Source organism: Cellulomonas sp. WB94 (assembly GCF_003115775.1).
GTDB lineage: Bacteria > Actinomycetota > Actinomycetes > Actinomycetales > Cellulomonadaceae > Cellulomonas_A.
On the sequence record NZ_QEES01000002.1, the window covers coordinates 277,997 to 295,006 of the forward strand.

Annotated in this window: 15 protein-coding genes; 7 read left to right on the forward strand and 8 right to left on the reverse strand. The window is 72.0% G+C overall.

The genetic code is table 11. From position 1 onward, the window contains the following. Positions 1–70 precede the first annotated feature (70 nt). The 3 genes from DDP54_RS02475 to DDP54_RS02485 all read right to left on the reverse strand — a co-directional run bounded on the left by DDP54_RS02475 (position 71) and on the right by DDP54_RS02485 (position 3,496). A complete protein-coding gene (locus tag DDP54_RS02475; RefSeq protein ID WP_109130409.1) occupies positions 71–814 on the reverse strand; it encodes a M15 family metallopeptidase in 744 nt (247 codons plus the stop codon). 247 nt (positions 815–1,061) lie between these two features. After that, complete coding sequence (locus DDP54_RS02480; protein WP_109130410.1) at positions 1,062–2,105, reverse strand: hemolysin family protein; 1,044 nt, start codon at positions 2,103–2,105, stop codon at positions 1,062–1,064. Further along, the gene (locus DDP54_RS02485) at positions 2,102–3,496 is read right to left on the reverse strand and encodes a hemolysin family protein (protein ID WP_109130411.1); all 1,395 of its coding nucleotides are present in this window, start codon (positions 3,494–3,496) and stop codon (positions 2,102–2,104) included. Before DDP54_RS02485 ends, DDP54_RS02480 begins: the two co-directional genes overlap by 4 nt. Positions 3,497–3,763: 267 nt before the next feature. On the opposite strand from DDP54_RS02485, the gene DDP54_RS02490 reads away from it, so the two are divergent. The 4 genes from DDP54_RS02490 (at position 3,764) to DDP54_RS02505 (ending at position 10,374) form a co-directional block, all read left to right on the forward strand. Next, positions 3,764–4,519 carry a response regulator transcription factor gene (locus DDP54_RS02490; RefSeq protein WP_109132292.1) on the forward strand — a complete coding sequence of 252 codons (756 nt, stop codon included), beginning with the start codon at positions 3,764–3,766 and terminating at the stop codon, positions 4,517–4,519. Between the two features lie 2 nt (positions 4,520–4,521). Next, positions 4,522–5,604 (forward strand): ATP-binding protein, encoded by a 1,083-nt coding sequence (locus DDP54_RS02495; protein ID WP_109130412.1) that lies wholly within the window; start codon positions 4,522–4,524, stop codon positions 5,602–5,604. 213 nt (positions 5,605–5,817) lie between these two features. After that, the gene (locus DDP54_RS02500) at positions 5,818–9,645 is read left to right on the forward strand and encodes a multifunctional oxoglutarate decarboxylase/oxoglutarate dehydrogenase thiamine pyrophosphate-binding subunit/dihydrolipoyllysine-residue succinyltransferase subunit (RefSeq protein ID WP_109132293.1); all 3,828 of its coding nucleotides are present in this window, start codon (positions 5,818–5,820) and stop codon (positions 9,643–9,645) included. Positions 9,646–9,768: 123 nt separating this feature from the next. Next, positions 9,769–10,374, forward strand: coding sequence for a GDSL-type esterase/lipase family protein (locus DDP54_RS02505; RefSeq protein ID WP_109130413.1), 606 nt, complete (start codon positions 9,769–9,771; stop codon positions 10,372–10,374). Positions 10,375–10,447: 73 nt separating this feature from the next. Here the strand turns inward: DDP54_RS02505 and DDP54_RS02510 are convergent, their stop codons facing one another. From DDP54_RS02510 to DDP54_RS02530, 5 genes are all read right to left on the reverse strand, one after another. Beyond that, entirely contained in the window at positions 10,448–11,056 is a 609-nt protein-coding gene (locus DDP54_RS02510; protein WP_109130414.1) for a PadR family transcriptional regulator, read from the reverse strand. Next, a complete protein-coding gene (locus tag DDP54_RS02515; RefSeq protein WP_109130415.1) occupies positions 11,056–11,874 on the reverse strand; it encodes a DUF4097 family beta strand repeat-containing protein in 819 nt (272 codons plus the stop codon). The genes DDP54_RS02510 and DDP54_RS02515 overlap by 1 nt, the downstream gene beginning before the upstream one ends. A gap of 71 nt (positions 11,875–11,945) precedes the next feature. Next, complete coding sequence (locus tag DDP54_RS02520; RefSeq protein WP_197711287.1) at positions 11,946–13,034, reverse strand: PilT/PilU family type 4a pilus ATPase; 1,089 nt, start codon at positions 13,032–13,034, stop codon at positions 11,946–11,948. Positions 13,035–13,373: 339 nt separating this feature from the next. Next, positions 13,374–13,688: a mycothiol system anti-sigma-R factor gene (rsrA, locus tag DDP54_RS02525; RefSeq protein WP_109130417.1), complete on the reverse strand. Its 315-nt coding sequence runs from the start codon at positions 13,686–13,688 to the stop codon at positions 13,374–13,376. Continuing rightward, positions 13,685–14,437, reverse strand: coding sequence for a sigma-70 family RNA polymerase sigma factor (locus tag DDP54_RS02530; protein WP_109130418.1), 753 nt, complete (start codon positions 14,435–14,437; stop codon positions 13,685–13,687). Before DDP54_RS02530 ends, rsrA begins: the two co-directional genes overlap by 4 nt. 92 nt (positions 14,438–14,529) lie before the next feature. On the opposite strand from DDP54_RS02530, the gene DDP54_RS02535 reads away from it, so the two are divergent. From DDP54_RS02535 to aroA, 3 genes are all read left to right on the forward strand, one after another. Continuing rightward, complete coding sequence (locus DDP54_RS02535; RefSeq protein ID WP_109130419.1) at positions 14,530–15,063, forward strand: ferritin; 534 nt, start codon at positions 14,530–14,532, stop codon at positions 15,061–15,063. 47 nt (positions 15,064–15,110) lie between these two features. Further along, positions 15,111–15,611, forward strand: a complete 501-nt coding sequence (locus DDP54_RS02540) for a DoxX family membrane protein (RefSeq protein WP_109130420.1) — start codon at positions 15,111–15,113, stop codon at positions 15,609–15,611. A gap of 81 nt (positions 15,612–15,692) precedes the next feature. Continuing rightward, positions 15,693–17,006 carry a 3-phosphoshikimate 1-carboxyvinyltransferase gene (gene aroA / locus DDP54_RS02545; protein WP_109130421.1) on the forward strand — a complete coding sequence of 438 codons (1,314 nt, stop codon included), beginning with the start codon at positions 15,693–15,695 and terminating at the stop codon, positions 17,004–17,006. The last annotated feature ends 4 nt before the right edge of the window (positions 17,007–17,010 follow it).

Here is a 17,010-nt window from a genome sequence, read left to right on the forward strand (position 1 = left end):
CGCTCGGTGGTCGGTGCTCGTGGAGCCGCGACTCGGGGTCCACGACCTAGGCCCGCCAGGTCAGACGGCCTCAGCCGTAGTACTCGCCGTCCGCCTGGACGCCCTTGGAGAACTCCCAGTGCCAGCGCTCGAAGGGGCCACTGCCGCCGGGGCGTGCCCACGACGGGTTGTCCCACCCGTACGCCGGGCCGTTCTCATTGAGCCACGTCCACTTGACGCCGGTCGTCTCTGACTTGCAGAGGTCGATGGCGAGACCCCAGCCGTGGTTGCTCTTGCCGGGGGGCGCCGCGAGGCCGCCCTTCTGCGCCTTGACGGACCGCTGCTGGGCGAGCGTGCGGTACCCGCTCTCCAGGCACATGTCCGCACCGAAGCGGGCCACGAACGCCTGGTTGAGCACAGCGAACGACACGGCTGCATCCGCCCGGATCTGCGTGCGGCCGTCCCAGAGCGTGCACAGGTCCGAGACCTTGAGCAGGCCGTTGCTCCCGGCGGGGCGGGTCGTCCCGTCGCATCCCGGCAGGGGGTCGCGATCGTCCGACCGGCTGGCGGTGAGCGTGGAACGGACCGCGGTGGCGTCCGCCGAGACGAGGGACGCGGGCGGGAGGACGGAGAACGGCACCGAGGTCAGCGCCTCGACGGTGCCCGGAACGGTGGAGTCGGTGAGCGCGTCTGCGGCGACTGCGGCGCCTGCCGACATCGATCGCTGGCTGACCGGTACGACGACCGTGACACCGACGAGAGCGACGAGCACACCGAGCCGCGCGAGGTTCCGGCCCGGCCGACCCGTAGCGCGCTCGGCCGGGGCATGGGTCACGGATGCGCTGCGCGCCGGCTCGGACGCGCGAGCGCGACGACGCGAGGGGGCATCGGCAGATGCGGGCTCCGCACGATGCGACCCCACGACACCTCCGAAGCTCTCGACCTGGACGACGGGTACCGCGCTCGATCGGCCGACGCGTTGGACTGCGCCAGATACCTCGGTGCGATCACGAAACAGTAACGGATCATGGGAGCCCTTCCAAGCCCCTTGGACACTTGTCCAGGCGCGCTGGTTGTGGTAGTCAGCGGGGCTGCTCGCGCTGCATCGCGTCCCGAACCTCACCCACGAGCTCTTCGAGGATGTCCTCGAGGAAGACGACGCCGACGACGCGACCGCCGTCGTCCACGCGGGCGAGGTGCGACCCTGACGCCTGCATCGCCGCGAGCGCGTCCTCGACCTCGGCCTCGGGCGTGACGGCCGCGAGCGCTCGCACGCGCCACGCGGGCACCGGGACGTACCTGGTCACGTCGTTGGCGTAGAGCACGTCCTTGAGGTGCACGTACCCGGTGAGCTCACCCCCGGGCCCGGCGACCGGGAACCTGCTGAACCCGGTCCGGGCCACGAGCCGCTCGACGTCGTCGGGGCTCGCCCCGACCGGCACGGTCAGGAGGTCCGCGAAGGGCACCATGACGTCGGCAGCGGTCCGGTCCGAGAACTCGATCGCACCTGACAGCAGCCCTGACGAGTCGGCCAGCAACCCCTCGGCCCGCGACCGCTCGACGATCGACTGCACCTCCTGTGCGGTGAACGCCGAGGCGATCTCCGCCCGGGGCTCGACACCGAACAGTCGCAGGACATGGTTGGCCGTCCAGTCGAGCGCGGAGACGACCGGCCGCACCACGCGCCCGACCCAGACGAGCGGCGGCCCGAACAGCAGCACGGCCTTGTCCGGTCCCGCGACGGCGAGGTTCTTCGGCACCATTTCGCCGAGCACGACGTGCAGGTACACGACGAGCACCAGGGCCACGACGAAGGCGATCGGGTGGGCCAGGCCGGTGCTCGCACCGATCGCCTCGAGGGGTCGCAGCAGAAGGTGCGCGATCGCCGGCTCCGCCACGAGACCGAGGCTCGTCGAGCACACGGTCACGCCGAGCTGCGCGACCGCCAGCATCAGCGAGACGTGCTCCATCGCCCACAGCACCGTCCTCGCGCGACGGTCGCCCGCATCGGCCAGCGGCTCGATCGAGCTACGCCGCGCGGAGATGATCGCGAACTCCGCACCGACGAAGAACGCGTTGCCCGCGAGCAGCAGCACGGCCAGCAGGAGTGCCCAGGACGTGCTCATCCGCGCCCACCCCCGTCGCGGCCGCGCTCGTCCCGGCCACGCTCGTCGCGGCCGCGCTCGCCGTGCCCGCGGTCGTCGTCAGGCGTCTCGCCCTCGTCGACGGGCGCCACGGCGACCCGCTCGACCCGCCGCCCCGCCATCGCCTCGACCCGCAGCCGCACGTCGTCCGCGACCACCTCGTCGCCGACCTCGGGCACGCGGCCCAGGAGTGCCATGACCAGGCCGCCCAGGGTCTCGTACGGACCGTCCTCGGGGACGGACAGCCCGGTCGCCTCGGTCAGCTCGTCGGGCCGCAGGAGGCCCGGCAGCGCCCACGAGCCGTCGGCCCGCCGCGTGACGGTGCTGCGCCGGCGGTCGTGCTCGTCCGCGACGTCACCCACGAGCTCCTCGACGACGTCCTCGAGCGTCACGATGCCCGAGGTGCCGCCGTACTCGTCCACGACGACCGCCATCTGCATCCCGAGCTCCCGCAGCTCGACGAGCAGCGGCCCGAGGCGCACCGTCTCGGGAACACGGGGCGCGTCGACCATGAGCGCAGCGGCGGGCACCTCGCTCCGCCGCCCGTACGGGACGCCGATGGCCCGGCGCAGGTGCACGAGCCCGACGATGTCGTCACGTCCGTCGCCGACGACCGGGAACCTCGAGTGGCCGGTCTCGCGGGCGAGGGCGACGACGTGGGACGCCGGGTCGTCCCGGCGCACGACGACGACCCGCTGACGGTCGGTCATGACGTCGATCGCGGTGAGCTCCTCGAAGTCGAGCGAGTTCGTCAGCAGCGTGGCGGTGGACTCGTCGAGCGTGCCGACCTGCGCCGACCGGCGCACCAGCGAGGCGAGCTCCTGGGGCGAGCGGCCGCCGGACAGCTCCTCCCTGGGCTCGACCCCGACCCGGCGCAGCAACGCGTTGGCGCTCCCGTTGAAGACGACGATGAGCGGGCGCAGCACCGTCGTGAACGTGCGCTGGAAGGTGGAGACGGCCCGCGCCGTGCCGAGCGGGCGGCTGAGCGCGAAGTTCTTCGGGACGAGCTCGCCGAACAGCATCGAGAACCCGTTGACCAGGACGAGCGCCAGCACGCCGGCGACGGCTCCACCCACCGCCCGGCCGAGCACCGAGTCCTCGAGGGGGACGCGCAGCAGCGCGATGACCGCCGGCTGGGTCGTGTACCCGAGCAGGATCGTGGTCACGGTGATGCCGACCTGCGCCCCGGACAGCTCGGTCGACAGCCGGGCGAGCGCCTTGCGGACGGACTGGCCGCGACGGTCGTCTGCCTTCGTCTTCCGGTCGACGACCCCGGGGTCGAGCGTGACGAGGGAGAACTCGCTCGCGACGAAGACGGCGGTCCCAGCGGTGAGGAGCACGCCGAGGCCGACGAGGAGCCACTCGGTCAGCACAGGCCACCGCCGCGGCGTGCGCTGCGGGCAGGAAGGACGCTGCAGGCAGGGATGATCAGGACAGTGTGGGAGCCGGCATGGTCGCTCCCGGGCTCGAGAGCCCGGACGGGACGCCGGCAGCTACTTGAGCTGCTCATGGTGAGTGCCATCATACGGAACGCGTCCCGGCGCCGGACGATGGCGCTGCACCTGCTGCAGCCGACCGGGTGTCGCGAGGCGTCCTGCCAGGAGTTCCACCCCTCCCTGTGCCACGCTGACCTCATGGCGATGAGCAACAGCGCCGGCGCGCCGACGCGGCCGAGCGAGGGAACAGCCACCACCGTGGTTCTCGTGGTCGAGGACGAGCCCGCGATCGCGTCGGCGATCGTCCAACGGCTGTCGGCCGAGGGGTGGCGCGTCGAGTCGGTCGGTGACGGGCATGCGGGCGTCGAGGCGGCGGCCCGGATGCAGCCCGACGTCGTCGTGCTCGACGTGATGCTCCCCGGCATCGACGGGCTCGAGGTGTGCCGGCGCATCCAGGCCGAGCGACCGGTGCCCGTCCTCATGCTCACGGCGCGCGACGACGAGACCGACATGCTCATCGGGCTCGGCGTGGGCGCCGACGACTACATGACCAAGCCCTTCTCGATGCGCGAGCTCGTCGCGCGGACCAAGGCGCTGCTGCGGCGGACCGAACGCGCGGCCCGGGCAGCCGAGCTCGCGAGCACACCGAGCCTCGCCGAGCCGGCGCTGACCGTGGGCGACGTCGTCGTCGACCAGGCCCAGCGCCGGGTCTACCGCGGCGACGTCGAGGTGCATCTCACGCCCACCGAGTTCGACCTCCTCGTGACGCTCGCCGGGAGCCCGCGCACCGTGCTCACGCGCGAGCGGTTGCTCGCCGAGGTGTGGGACTGGGTCGACGCGAGCGGCACCCGCACCGTCGACTCGCACGTCAAGGCGCTGCGGCGCAAGCTCGGCGCCGACCTCATCCGCACGGTGCACGGCGTCGGGTACGCCTTCGAGCCGGCGGAGCCGCCCGAGTGAGCATGCCCCAGCACGTGCGCGGCGAGGCCCTGCGGGGCAGGCTGCCGGACGTGCGTCCGCTCGACGGCCTGCGTTCGATCAAGATCAAGCTCGGGGTGCTCGTCGCGGCGACGGTGACGCTCGCCGCGCTCATCACGTGGCTCGGCACCAACAACCACCTCGGGCCGTCGCGCACGCTCCCGCTCGCGATCCTCATCTCGCTCGTCCTCACCCAGCTCCTGGCGCGCGGCATGACGTCGCCGCTGCGTGAGATGACGGCGGCCGCACGCGCGATGGCGGGCGGCGACTACTCCCGGCGCGTGCGGGCGACGAGCCGCGACGAGGTCGGGCAGCTCGCGACCGCGTTCAACACGATGGCCGACGACCTCGAGCAGGCCGACACGCTGCGGCGCGAGCTGATCGCCAACGTCTCGCACGAGCTGCGCACCCCGGTGACGGCGCTGCAGGCCCAGCTCGAGAACATCGTCGACGGCGTGAGCGAGGCCGACCCGGCGACGATGCGCGTCGCGCTCGCGCAGACCGAACGCCTGGGCCGGCTGGTCACCTACCTGCTGGACCTGTCGCGCGTCGAGGCGGGCGCCGTGGGCCTGGAGATCACGGAGGTCCCGCTGCGAGCGTTCCTCGAGGAGGCCGCGGCCGGCGCGTCGCTCGTGGGGGCCGACAAGGGGCTCACGTTCCCCGTCGAGGTCGACCCGCCCGACCTCGTGGTGCCGGCGGACCCCGAGCGCCTCCACCAGGTCGTGGCCAACCTCCTGCACAACGCCGTCCGGCACTCCCCTCCCGACGAGGAGGTCCGGCTCGTCGCGACGCGTTCTGGGTCCGACGTGCGCATTGACGTCGTCGACCACGGCCCCGGGATCGACCGGGCGCAGCGCGCCCAGGTCTTCGAACGGTTCGCCCGCGGCAACAACCCCGCGATCACCGGCCAGGCGTCGACCGGCGGCACGGGGCTGGGCCTCGCGATCGCGCGGTGGGCGATCTCGTTGCACGGCGGGTCGATCGAGGTCGCCGACACCGACGTCGGCTGCACCATGCGGGTGACCCTGCCGAGCCGGCGACCGACGTCGTTCTTCGCGCGCAGGTAGATCACATGACCCGTCGGGACGATTACCGCACCCCCCCTTTGTCCTCGCCCGAAGGGGTCGTTGCCCTGCGTTGACCAGATTGTCGACGTGTCGTGAAAGTGCGTCCCCGATGCCTTCCGGGGCGCGTCGCCACAGGTCGCAGGCCGTAGTGTTGTCAACAACAGAACCGACGATGACGCGGAAGATGCCGCGGCGGAAGTGGGCGGAACTCGCGTGTCCCAGAAGGCTCAGCCCGACTCGAACCACGCCGACTTCGGAGCCAACGAATGGCTCGTGGACGAGCTGTACGAGCAATACCTCAAGGACAAGGACGCGGTCGACCCCGCGTGGTGGGAGTTCTTCGAGGGCTACCGGCCTTCCGGAGCCACGACGACCGCTCCCGTCGCAGCCGCGCCGGCACCCTCGGCTCCGCCCGCGCCCGCGGGCGCCCCGGCCGCCGCCGTCCCCGCGACGCCCGCGGTCCCGACCCCCGCGGTCCAGGCGTCCGCGGTCGCGTCGTCTGCGGACCCGTCGTCCGTCGTGGCCGCTCCGGCGGCATCCCCGACGCCGGTCGCCGAGCCGGAGCCGACGGCACTCGCCCTCGCCTCGCCGGTCGCCACCGCACAGCCCGCCACGGCGCCCTACGCCGAGGTCGCGGCGACGCACCACCTGCCCGAGCCCGCCGTCGAGGCGACCGACGACGTGCAGAAGCTTCGCGGCCCCGCCGCGCGCGTCGTGGCGAACATGGAGGCGAGCCTCGAGGTCCCCACGGCGACCTCGGTGCGTGCGATCCCGGCCAAGCTGATGGTCGACAACCGCATCGTCATCAACAACCACCTGGCCAGGACTCGCGGCGGCAAGATCTCCTTCACGCACCTCATCGGGTTCGCGCTCGTCGAGGCACTCGCGGACATGCCCGCGATGAACACCGCCTTCACGCTCCTGGCCGACAAGCCCGCCGTGCTCACCCCTGCGCACGTCAACCTCGGGCTCGCGATCGACCTCGCCAAGCCCGACGGCACCCGGCAGCTGCTCGTGCCGAGCATCAAGAAGGCCGACACGCTCGACTTCGCGCAGTTCTGGAGCGCGTACGAGGACGTCGTCCGCCGCGCGCGCGGCAACAAGCTGACGGTCGAGGACTTCGCCGGGACGACGATCTCGCTCACGAACCCGGGCACGATCGGCACGGTCCACTCGGTCCCGCGCCTCATGGCCGGGCAGGGCACGATCATCGGCGTCGGCGCCATGGACTACCCGGCAGAGTTCGCCGGCACGTCCGAGGACCAGCTCAACCGGATGGGCGTGTCGAAGGTCCTCACGATCACCTCGACGTACGACCACCGCATCATCCAGGGCGCGCAGTCGGGCGACTTCCTGCGCATCCTCGGCGTCAAGCTGCTCGGGAGCGACGGCTTCTACGACCGCGTGTTCACCGCACTGCGCGTCCCGTACGAGCCGGTCCGGTGGGTCCGGGACTCGTCCAACGACCCGGACGCCGAGGCGATCAAGCCGGCACGGATCGCCGAGCTGATCCACTCCTACCGCTCGCGCGGCCACCTCATGGCGGACACCGACCCGCTCGCGTACCGCCAGCGCAAGCACCCGGACCTCGACATCCAGTCGCACGGCCTCACGCTGTGGGACCTCGACCGCACGTTCCCGACCGGCGGGTTCACCGGCAAGCCGCGTGCGCGGATGCGCGAGGTCCTCGGACTCCTGCGCGACTCCTACTGCCGGTCCGTCGGCGTCGAGTACATGCACCTGCAGGACCCGCGCCAGCGCCGATGGCTCCAGGAGCGCCTCGAGTCCGGGTACGCGCGCACACCGCGTGAGGACCAGCTGCGCATCCTGCGCCGGCTCAATGCCGCGGAGGCGTTCGAGACGTTCCTGCAGACCAAGTACGTCGGGCAGAAGCGCTTCTCGCTCGAGGGCGGCGAGGCCGTCATCCCGCTGCTCGACGCGATCCTGTCGAAGGCCGCGGACGGCGGGCTCGACGAGGTCGGCATCGGCATGGCCCACCGCGGACGGCTCAACGTGCTCGCCAACATCGCGGGCAAGAGCTACGGCCAGATCTTCAGCGAGTTCGAGGGCAACCAGGACCCGAAGTCGGTCCAGGGCTCGGGCGACGTCAAGTACCACCTCGGCACCGAGGGCACGTTCACCGCGGAGTCCGGCGCGACGACCCAGGTCTACCTCGCGGCGAACCCGTCGCACCTCGAGGCCGTCGACCCGGTGCTCGAGGGCATCGTGCGCGCCAAGCAGGACCGGATCGACCTCGGCGGCGACGGGTTCTCCGTGCTGCCGATCCTGATCCACGGCGACGCGGCGTTCGCGGGCCAGGGCGTCGTCTTCGAGACGCTCAACCTCTCGCAGCTGCGCGGCTACCGCACCGGCGGCACGATCCACGTGATCATCAACAACCAGGTCGGGTTCACGACCGGCGCGTCCTCGTCGCGGTCCTCGCAGTACGCCACCGACGTGGCCAAGGGCCTGCAGGTGCCGATCTTCCACGTCAACGGGGACGACCCCGAGGCGTGCGTGCGCGTCGCCGAGCTCGCGTTCGAGTACCGCGAGCAGTTCGACCGCGACGTGATCGTGGACATGGTCTGCTACCGGCGTCGCGGCCACAACGAGGGCGACGACCCGTCGATGACGCAGCCGCTCATGTACAACCTCATCGAGGCGAAGCGCTCGGTCCGCAAGCTCTACACCGAGACGCTCGTCGCACGCGGCGACATCACGGTCGACGAGGCCGAGCATGTCCTGCGGGACTACCAGACGCAGCTCGAGCGGGTCTTCAGCGAGACACGTGAGGGTGGCTACACCCCGCCGCCGTCGAGCGAGCCGGTCGCCGGGCTGGAACGCCCGGAGTCCCAGCTCGAGGACGCCGGCGTCATGGTCGGCTGGAAGACGGCCGTCGACGCGAGCGTGCTCGAGCGGATCGGCCGCGCGCACGTCCGGCCACCCGAGGGGTTCACGATCCACCCCAAGCTCGCCCAGCTGCTCGCCAAGCGCGAGCAGATGTCACGCGAGGGCGGGATCGACTGGGGCTACGGCGAGCTGCTGGCGTTCGGCTCACTGCTCATCGAGGGCACACCGGTGCGGCTGGCCGGGCAGGACTCGCGCCGCGGGACGTTCGTGCAGCGGCACGCCGTCATGCACGACCGCCAGACGGGCGCCGAGTGGACGCCGCTGCTCTACCTGGCGGCCGACCAGGCGAAGTTCTGGATCTACGACTCGTCCCTGAGCGAGTACGCGGCCCTCGGCTTCGAGTACGGCTACTCGGTCGAGCGCCCGGACGCGCTCGTCCTGTGGGAGGCGCAGTTCGGCGACTTCGTCAACGGCGCGCAGACGGTCATCGACGAGTTCATCTCCTCGGCGCAGCAGAAGTGGGGCCAGCACTCGTCGGTCGTCCTGCTCCTGCCGCACGGCTACGAGGGCCAGGGACCGGACCACTCGTCGGCACGGATCGAGCGGTTCCTGCAGATGTGCGCCGAGGACAACCTCACGGTGGCACAGCCGTCGACCCCCGCCTCGCACTTCCACCTGCTCCGGCGCCAGGCCTACGACCGTCCGCGTCGACCCCTCGTCGTCTTCACACCGAAGTCGATGCTGCGGCTCAAGGCCTCGGCGTCCGACGTCGCCGACTTCACCTCGGGCACGTTCCGGACGGTCATCGGGGACGACGTGGCGGCGACGCGCGCGAGCCAGGTCGACCGCGTGGTGCTCTGCTCGGGCAAGGTCTACTGGGACCTGCTCGCGCACCGCACCGAGATCGGCGACGAGCGGACCGCGATCGTCCGCCTCGAGCAGCTGTACCCGCTCGACGGCGACACGCTCGCGGAGGTCCTCGCGCCGTACGGCGACACCGAGCTCGTGTGGGTCCAGGACGAGCCTGAGAACCAGGGCCCGTGGACCCACGTGTCGATGCACCTGCCGCAGGTCGTCGGGCGCCCGGTCCGGGTCGTCTCGCGGTCGGCGTCGGCGTCGCCGGCCGCAGGTCGGGCCAAGCAGCACCAGGCCGAGCAGGCTGCCCTCCTCGAGGGCGCTTTCGCGCGGTGAGGCTCCGGCGCGCCCGGCGATGACCGCGGCCCGGCGCGCCCTGCCTGCGACACTGGGGCCGACACGTGCGGCGTCACCGGGCAAGCGACCCGGCCGACCCGCGCACACGACTTCCGAGGAGTGATGACTGTGGGCGACCTGCCGCTGCGCCTGGCGGTGATCGGCGACGAGCTGGTCGCCGGCGTGGGCGACCCGAAGGGCCTCGGGTGGGTCGGGCGCGTCGCCGCGCGCACCCATGCCCCGACCCCCGTGACCGTCCTGACGCTGGCCGTGCCCGGTGAGACCAGCACCGCGCTCGGCGCGCGCTGGGAGGACGAGGTCGATCGGCGCCTGTCCCCCGAGGCGGACAACCGCCTCGTCGTCGCCCTCGGTCGCGCGGACGTCGAGGCCGGGCTGTCGCTTGCGCGGAGCCGGCTCAACCTCGCGAACGTCCTCGACATCGCCGAGCAGCGCCGGATCAGCACGTTCGTCGTCGGCCCGCCGCCGGGCCGCGCCGGGGACGGCGACAAGATCGCCGACCTCTCCGGAGCCTATGGCGACGTCGCGACGCGACGACGGGTCCCCTACGTGGACACCTACACCCCGCTCGCGGCGCACGAGCAGTGGCTCGGTGACCTCGCCGCAGGCGACGGTGTCCTGCCCGGTCAGGCCGGCTACGGGCTCATGGCATGGCTCGTGCTCCACACCGGGTGGCACGGCTGGCTCGGGCTGCCCGACGACGCCGTCTGAGCTCGGGTCACCCGACCTGAGCCCGGCCGGGTGACCCGCTCACTGCAGCGTCACGCGCACTGCGGCGTCGCGCTCACTGCAGCGTCGCTCGCACAGCGGTACGGGCACTCTCGAGGACCGTCCGCAGCGTGTCGACGGTGAGCTGGGTGACCCCGTCGACCGCGTCGACCCGGCGCAGCTCGGCCCGCAGGTCGTCCCGGAACCGTTGGAGCATCGCCTCGCTCTCGGTCCAGCGCACGTGCGAGGCGGTCCGGGCGTCACCCGGTCGCGCGCTCGCTGCGGGGACGGCCGATGCCCGCGCCTGTTGGGCCGCCGCCGCCAGGTCGGCCCGCAGTCCGGCCATCGAGCCGCGGACGTCGGCACGCACCTGAGCGGCGAGGCCGCGAACCGTCTCGGCGAGCCCCTCCTCGAGCGACGCGAGCTCCCCGCTGCGCGCGGCGAGCTCGGCCAGGCCGGCATCCGTGAGCGCGTAGGTGCCCTTCCGGCCGTCGTCCACGCGTCGGACCAGCCCTTCCTCCTCGAGCCGGGCGAGACGCGGGTAGACAGTCCCCGGGCTCGGCCGGTAGGTCCCCCCGAACCGGTCCGCGAGGGCCGTGATGAGCTCGTAGCCGTGCTTGGGCCCGGACTCCAGCAGGGAGAGCAGGTACAGCCTCAGCTGGCCGTGGGCGAACACCGGCGCCATCACGCCACCCCGCCGCCGCGCAGGACCGTCAGGTGACCGGAGACGCTCGTGGTGGACACGAAGCACGCACCCTCGCCCGAGCGCAGGTCGACCTTCGTCTGACCGGGCATCGGCGCCTTGTAGTCGTGCCCGTCGACGACGACCCGGCCCGTCACGCTGCGCGCCTCGACGTTCACGCCGCGCCCCTGGGGCAGCCGCACCGTGATGTCTCCCGAGACGGTCGTCGCGCCGATCGAGGACGTCCCGGTCGAGACGTCGAGCACCAGGGCGCCGGCGACCGTGTTCGCGTGCACGCGCGCGAGGTCCCCCGCTGCGGTGACGTCGCCGGAGACGGTGTTGAGGGTCAGGTCACCGGTGTGGCCTCGGACGACGATCTCGCCCGAGACCGCGTTCGCCGACAGCGCGCCACGCGTCGAGTCGGTCACGATGCTCCCCGAGACGGTCGAGACGCTCGCGTCGTGCTGGACGCCCGCGAGCAGGCCCTCGGCAGTCACCGTGCCGAGCTTCACGGCGATGGTGCGCGGCACGGCGATGTGCACGTCGGCCGAGTCCTTGTCGCGGAAGGTGCGGAACTTCTCGACGAAGGCCTCCCAGCCGACGAGCGTGAAGCTGTACCCGACCCGCAGCTCGCCGTCGGCCAGCGACACCTCGAGCGGCTTGCCGCTCACGGCGTGGACCTCGATGCGCGCGCCGGTCTCGGCGGGGTCGTCGTGCACGACGACATCGACCCGGCCGCCCACCAGCTGCACCCGCAGCGAGTCGACCTGTTCTACCTCGATGATCTGCGGGCCGGCAACGACCCAGGACTCCGTGGGCATGACTGCTCCTCATTTCGAGATATATCGCGTTCAAGACACGATATATCTCGAAATGCCCAGGAGGCAAGGAGTCAGGACACGAGCCCCGCACCCCGCAGCTCGACCGTGAGGTCCTGCGGGTTCGTGGCGACCGAGCAGGCCTCCTCGTACGTGATGACGTCATCACGGATCAGCTGGAACAGGTGCTGGTCGAACGTCTGCATCTTGTAGTACTCACCCTCACGGATGAGGTCGAGGAGCGGCGGGGCGGTCGACGGGTCGAGGATCGCCTCGGCCGTGCGGCCGGTGTTGACGAGCACCTCGATGGCGGGCCTCCGGCCGGTGCCGTCAGCCTTGCGCACCAGTCGCTGCGACACGATGCCGCGCAACGCCTGCGCCAGCGCGATGCGGATCTGCTTCTGCTCGTGCGGCGGGAAGAAGTCGACGATCCGGTTGACGGACTCCGCCGCGTCGATCGTGTGCAGGGTCGACAGGACGAGGTGCCCGGTCTCGGCGGCGGACAGCGCGGCACGCACGGTCTCGACGTCGCGCATCTCGCCGACCAGGATCACATCGGGGTCCTGCCGCATCGCCGCACGGAGCGCGACGGTGAAGTCCGCCGTGTCCTGACGCACCTCGCGCTGCGAGATGATCGCCTTCTTGTCGTGGTGGAGGATCTCGATCGGGTCCTCGATCGTCACGATGTTGACCTCACGGAAGGAGTTGATGAGGTCGACCATCGAGGCCAGGGTCGTCGTCTTGCCCGAGCCTGTGGGCCCCGTCACGAGGATCAGCCCGCGCGGCTCGAGGGCCAGCTCGCCGACGACCTCGGGCAGCCCGAGCTCCGCCAGGGACTGCGCCCCGATCGACACGCGCCGGAACACGAGACCGAACGTCCCACGGGCCTGGAACGCGTTGACGCGGAAGCGCCCGACCCCCGAGACGGAGAACGCGAAGTCCGCCTCGTGCGTCCTGCGGAACTCGTCCACCAGGTCCTCGGGCAGCACCTCGGCGACCATGTGCTCGGTGTCGTTGGGGCGCAGCTCGGGTACCTGCAGCTTGCGCAACCTCCCGTCGACACGGACGCGCGGGGCGGACCCGACCTTCACGTGCAGGTCGGAGCCTCCCGTGCTCGCGAGGGCATGAAGCAGCGGGATCACGGACATGGGCTGGTCACTCACCCCTCGTACATCGGAGCGCACCCGGCCCGACTTGAACCCGTGACGGCGTCAGATCGCCGGTCGCACCCAGGGGAGCGGCGAACGCGACCCGCACAGTGTGGGACGATGGAGCCGAATCCGGCGCGCACCGTGGGCGCCAGAACCCGAGGAGATACCGATGAGCAAGCGTGGCCGCAAGCGTCGCGCCCGCAAGGGCAGTGCCGCGAACCACGGCAACCGCCCGAACGCCTGAGTCGTTCGCGCGGACGTCAGAGACATGACGCGGGCCCGGTGCGCAAGCACCGGGCCCTTCGTCGTCCCCCGGTCCCCTCGTCAGGGCCCCGGTCAGCCGACCTCTCGCTAGACCGTGCCGTCGCTCACGCGCAACGACACGAGCCGCTCGTGGATCCGCACCCTCAGCTCCGCCGGTGCCGCCTCCTGGCAGCTGCGGCGGACGATCTTCTTCACGACGGCCTCGACGTCGAACTCCTCGAGGCAGCCCGTGCACTCGGCCAGGTGCGCCCGCACCCGGTCGGCGTCCGGCGCGACGAGCTCGGAGTCGAGGTACTCGAACAACCTGTCGAGCGCCTCCGTGCACCCGACCCCGCAGTCGCCGTGCGCTCGCGGCGTCAGATTGAGGCTCGACGTGCTCTCGGGTTCCTCATGGGCGGTCATCGGGCGTCCTCCGGTGTCGAAGGTGCGGCCGCGACGAGTCCACGGCCGCGTGCGTAGTCCGACAGCAGGTCACGCAGCTGAGCGCGCCCGCGGTGGAGCCGGGACATCACCGTCCCGATGGGCGTCCCCATGATCTCGGCGATCTCCTTGTACGCGAACCCCTCGACGTCCGCGAGGTACACCGCGATCCGGAAGTCCTCCGGGATGCTCTGCAGAGCCTCCTTGACGTCCGAGTCGGGCAGGTGGTCGAGCGCCTCGGCCTCGGCCGACCGCAGCCCGGTGGACGTGTGTGACGCGGCACGCGCGATCTGCCAGTCCTCGACGTCCTCGGCCGCGGACTTCAGCGGCTCCCGCTGCTTCTTGCGGTAGGTGTTGATGAACGTGTTCGTCAGGATCCGGTACAGCCACGCCTTGAGGTTCGTGCCCGGTCGGTACTGGTGGAAGGCGGCGAACGCCTTGGTGAAGGTCTCCTGCACCAGGTCCTCGGCGTCGGCAGGGTTGCGGGTCATGCGCAGCGCAGCACCGTAGAGCTGGTCGAGGTAGACCAGCGCCTCTGTCTCGAACCGCTCGCTGCGTGCCGCGTCGTCCTCGGCGCCAGGCGCTCGGTCAGTGTCCTCGTTCATCGTCGTCGAGCCTAGCCCCGCAACCGCCGGGCGGCTCGACGCCGAGAGGCCCCCCCAGGGCGAGATCGGGTCGGTGAGGCCGGGCAGCGACCTGACGGTCGGGCGGGCGGCGAGTGCACAGCTCATGATGCGCACAACGCGGTGCGGTACCCGGCGATTCCCTGCCCCGCCGCCTGCGCCCCTCGGCAGACGCGTGGCGTGCGCGCTAGCGTGACGTCATGACTGACTCGAGATACCTGCAGCTGCTCCGCGAGCAGATCGGCCACGAGTTCGACGCCCACCAGCAGTACGTCGCGATCGCCGTCTGGTTCGACGGTCAGGACCTGCCCCAGCTGGCCCGGCACTACTACCGGCAGGCCATCGAGGAGCGCAACCACGCGCTGATGATCGTGCGCTACCTGCTCGACCGAGGCCTGCAGGTCGAGATCCCGGCCGGCGGACCGGTGCGGAACGACTTCGCGTCGGTCCTCGACCCGATCTCCCTCGCGCTCGCGCAGGAGCAGCAGGTCACCGAGCAGATCGAGGCCATCTTCCGGGCCGCTCGCGAGGAGGGCGACGCCCTCGGCGAGCAGTTCCTCCTGTGGTTCCTCAAGGAGCAGGTCGAGGAGGTCGCGTCCGCCACGACGCTGCGCACCGTCGCGACACGCGCCGGCGACAACCTGTTCGACCTCGAGAACTACGTCGCACGCGAGCAGGTCGGCGACGGCGGCGAGTCCGCGGACGCACCTGCGGCGGCCGGCGGAGCACTCTGAGCTCGACCAGCGACCGCACCCGCCCCCGGCTGTCAAGGAGATCCGCCATGCTGCTCCGCCGCATCGCCCGCCCTCTGTTCGCTTCCTGGTTCGTGTCCGAGGGGTACGACGCGGCACGACGTCCCGACGCGCACGCGGTGCGCGCACGCGCCGCTGTGGAGAGCGTTGCCCGCCTGGTGCCGCGTGGGGCGCTCGGTGGCGCGCTCGACCCCTACCGCGCACCGACGACCGCCCAGGTCGCGGCACTGGTGCGCGCGCACGGCGCCGCCACGGCCGCAGCCGGCATGATGCTCGCGACCGGCAGGGCGCCCCGCACCGCTGCGCTCGCGCTCGCCGCACTGACGGCGCCGCTGATCGTGGCGAACCTGCCGCTCCGCGAGCGCCCGGCGCTCGACAAGGAGGCGCGCCGCGACCGCCGAGACCGCCTGGTGCGCGCCGTCGCGTTCACCGGTGGGGCGCTGCTCGCCGGCGCCGACTACGAGGGTCGTCCCGGCGTGGCGTGGCGGGTCGCGAAGGCACGCGAGGAGCACGCGTCCGCAGCGCAGTGACGCGGTGCGACGGATCGCCCGACGGGCCGCGGCCGGGCCGTTGCCCGTCGGTGCCGACCCGCGGGCCGATACCCTGACCCCATGACGACGCCCGAGACTCTGGACACCGTCGGCCTCGACGAGGACGCGTGGGACGCACCGATCGCGCCCGGCCCGCTCGACGCCACCGTCGAGGTCCCCGGATCGAAGTCCCTCACCAACCGCTACCTCGTCCTCGCGGCTCTCGCCGACGCGCCCGGGCGGCTGCGCGGCGCGCTGCGCTCACGCGACACCCTGCTCATGGCGGATGCCCTCCGCGCGCTCGGCACCCGCATCGAGGATGCACCCGGCGGGGGCGACGACTGGGTGGTCACGCCGACGCCTCCCCGCGCACCCGCGACGATCAGCTGTGGGCTCGCCGGAACGGTGATGCGCTTCCTCCCCGCCGTCGCTGCCCTCGCGGACGGCGCCGTGCGGTTCGACGGCGATGCCGGAGCACGCGTGCGCCCCATGGGCCCGGTGCTCGACGCGTTGCGGATCCTCGACGTCCGCGTCGAGGAGCACGGCGAGCCCGGGCGTCTCCCCTTCACGGTGACCGGGCGCGGGTCAGTGCGCGGCGGTCAGATCGACGTGGACGCGTCCGGCTCGAGCCAGTTCGTCTCCGGCCTGCTGCTGGCGGCCGCGCGCTTCGAGCACGGGCTGACGCTGCGGCACATCGGGCCGACCCTGCCGAGCCTGCCGCACATCGCCATGACGGTGCAGCTGCTCCGGTCCGCCGGGGTCGAGATCGACGACTCGCGTCCCGCGATCTGGCACGTCGCGCCGGGCCCCATCCGTGGACGTGACATCCGCGTCGAGCCCGACCTCTCCAACGCGGCACCGTTCCTGTGCGCCGCGCTCGTCGCCGGCGGAACCGTGCGCGTGCCGGGCTGGCCCGGCGAGACCACGCAGCCCGGCGGGCTCCTGCCCGGCATCCTCGAGCGCATGGGCGCCACGACGGTGCTCGAGGGCGACGTTCTCGCGGTGAGCGGCACGGGTGCGATCCACGGCATCGACCTCGACCTGCACGCCGCCGGCGAGCTCGCCCCCACCATCGCGGCCCTCGCCGCGCTCGGGGACTCCCCCACGCGACTGCGCGGCATCGCCCACCTGCGCGGTCACGAGACCGACCGTCTTGCGGCGCTCGCGGCCGAGATCACCCGCCTCGGCGGGCAGGCCGAGGAGACCACCGACGGACTGGTCATCACGCCGCGGCCGCTGCGGTCCGGCACCGTGCGCACCTACAAGGACCACCGGATGGCGACCGCCGGCGCACTGATCGGGCTCGCGGTCCCCGGTGTCCGGGTCGAAGACGTCGCGACCACGGCCAAGACCATCCCCGACTTCGTCGGCCTGTGGTCCGGGATGCTCGCATGACGCC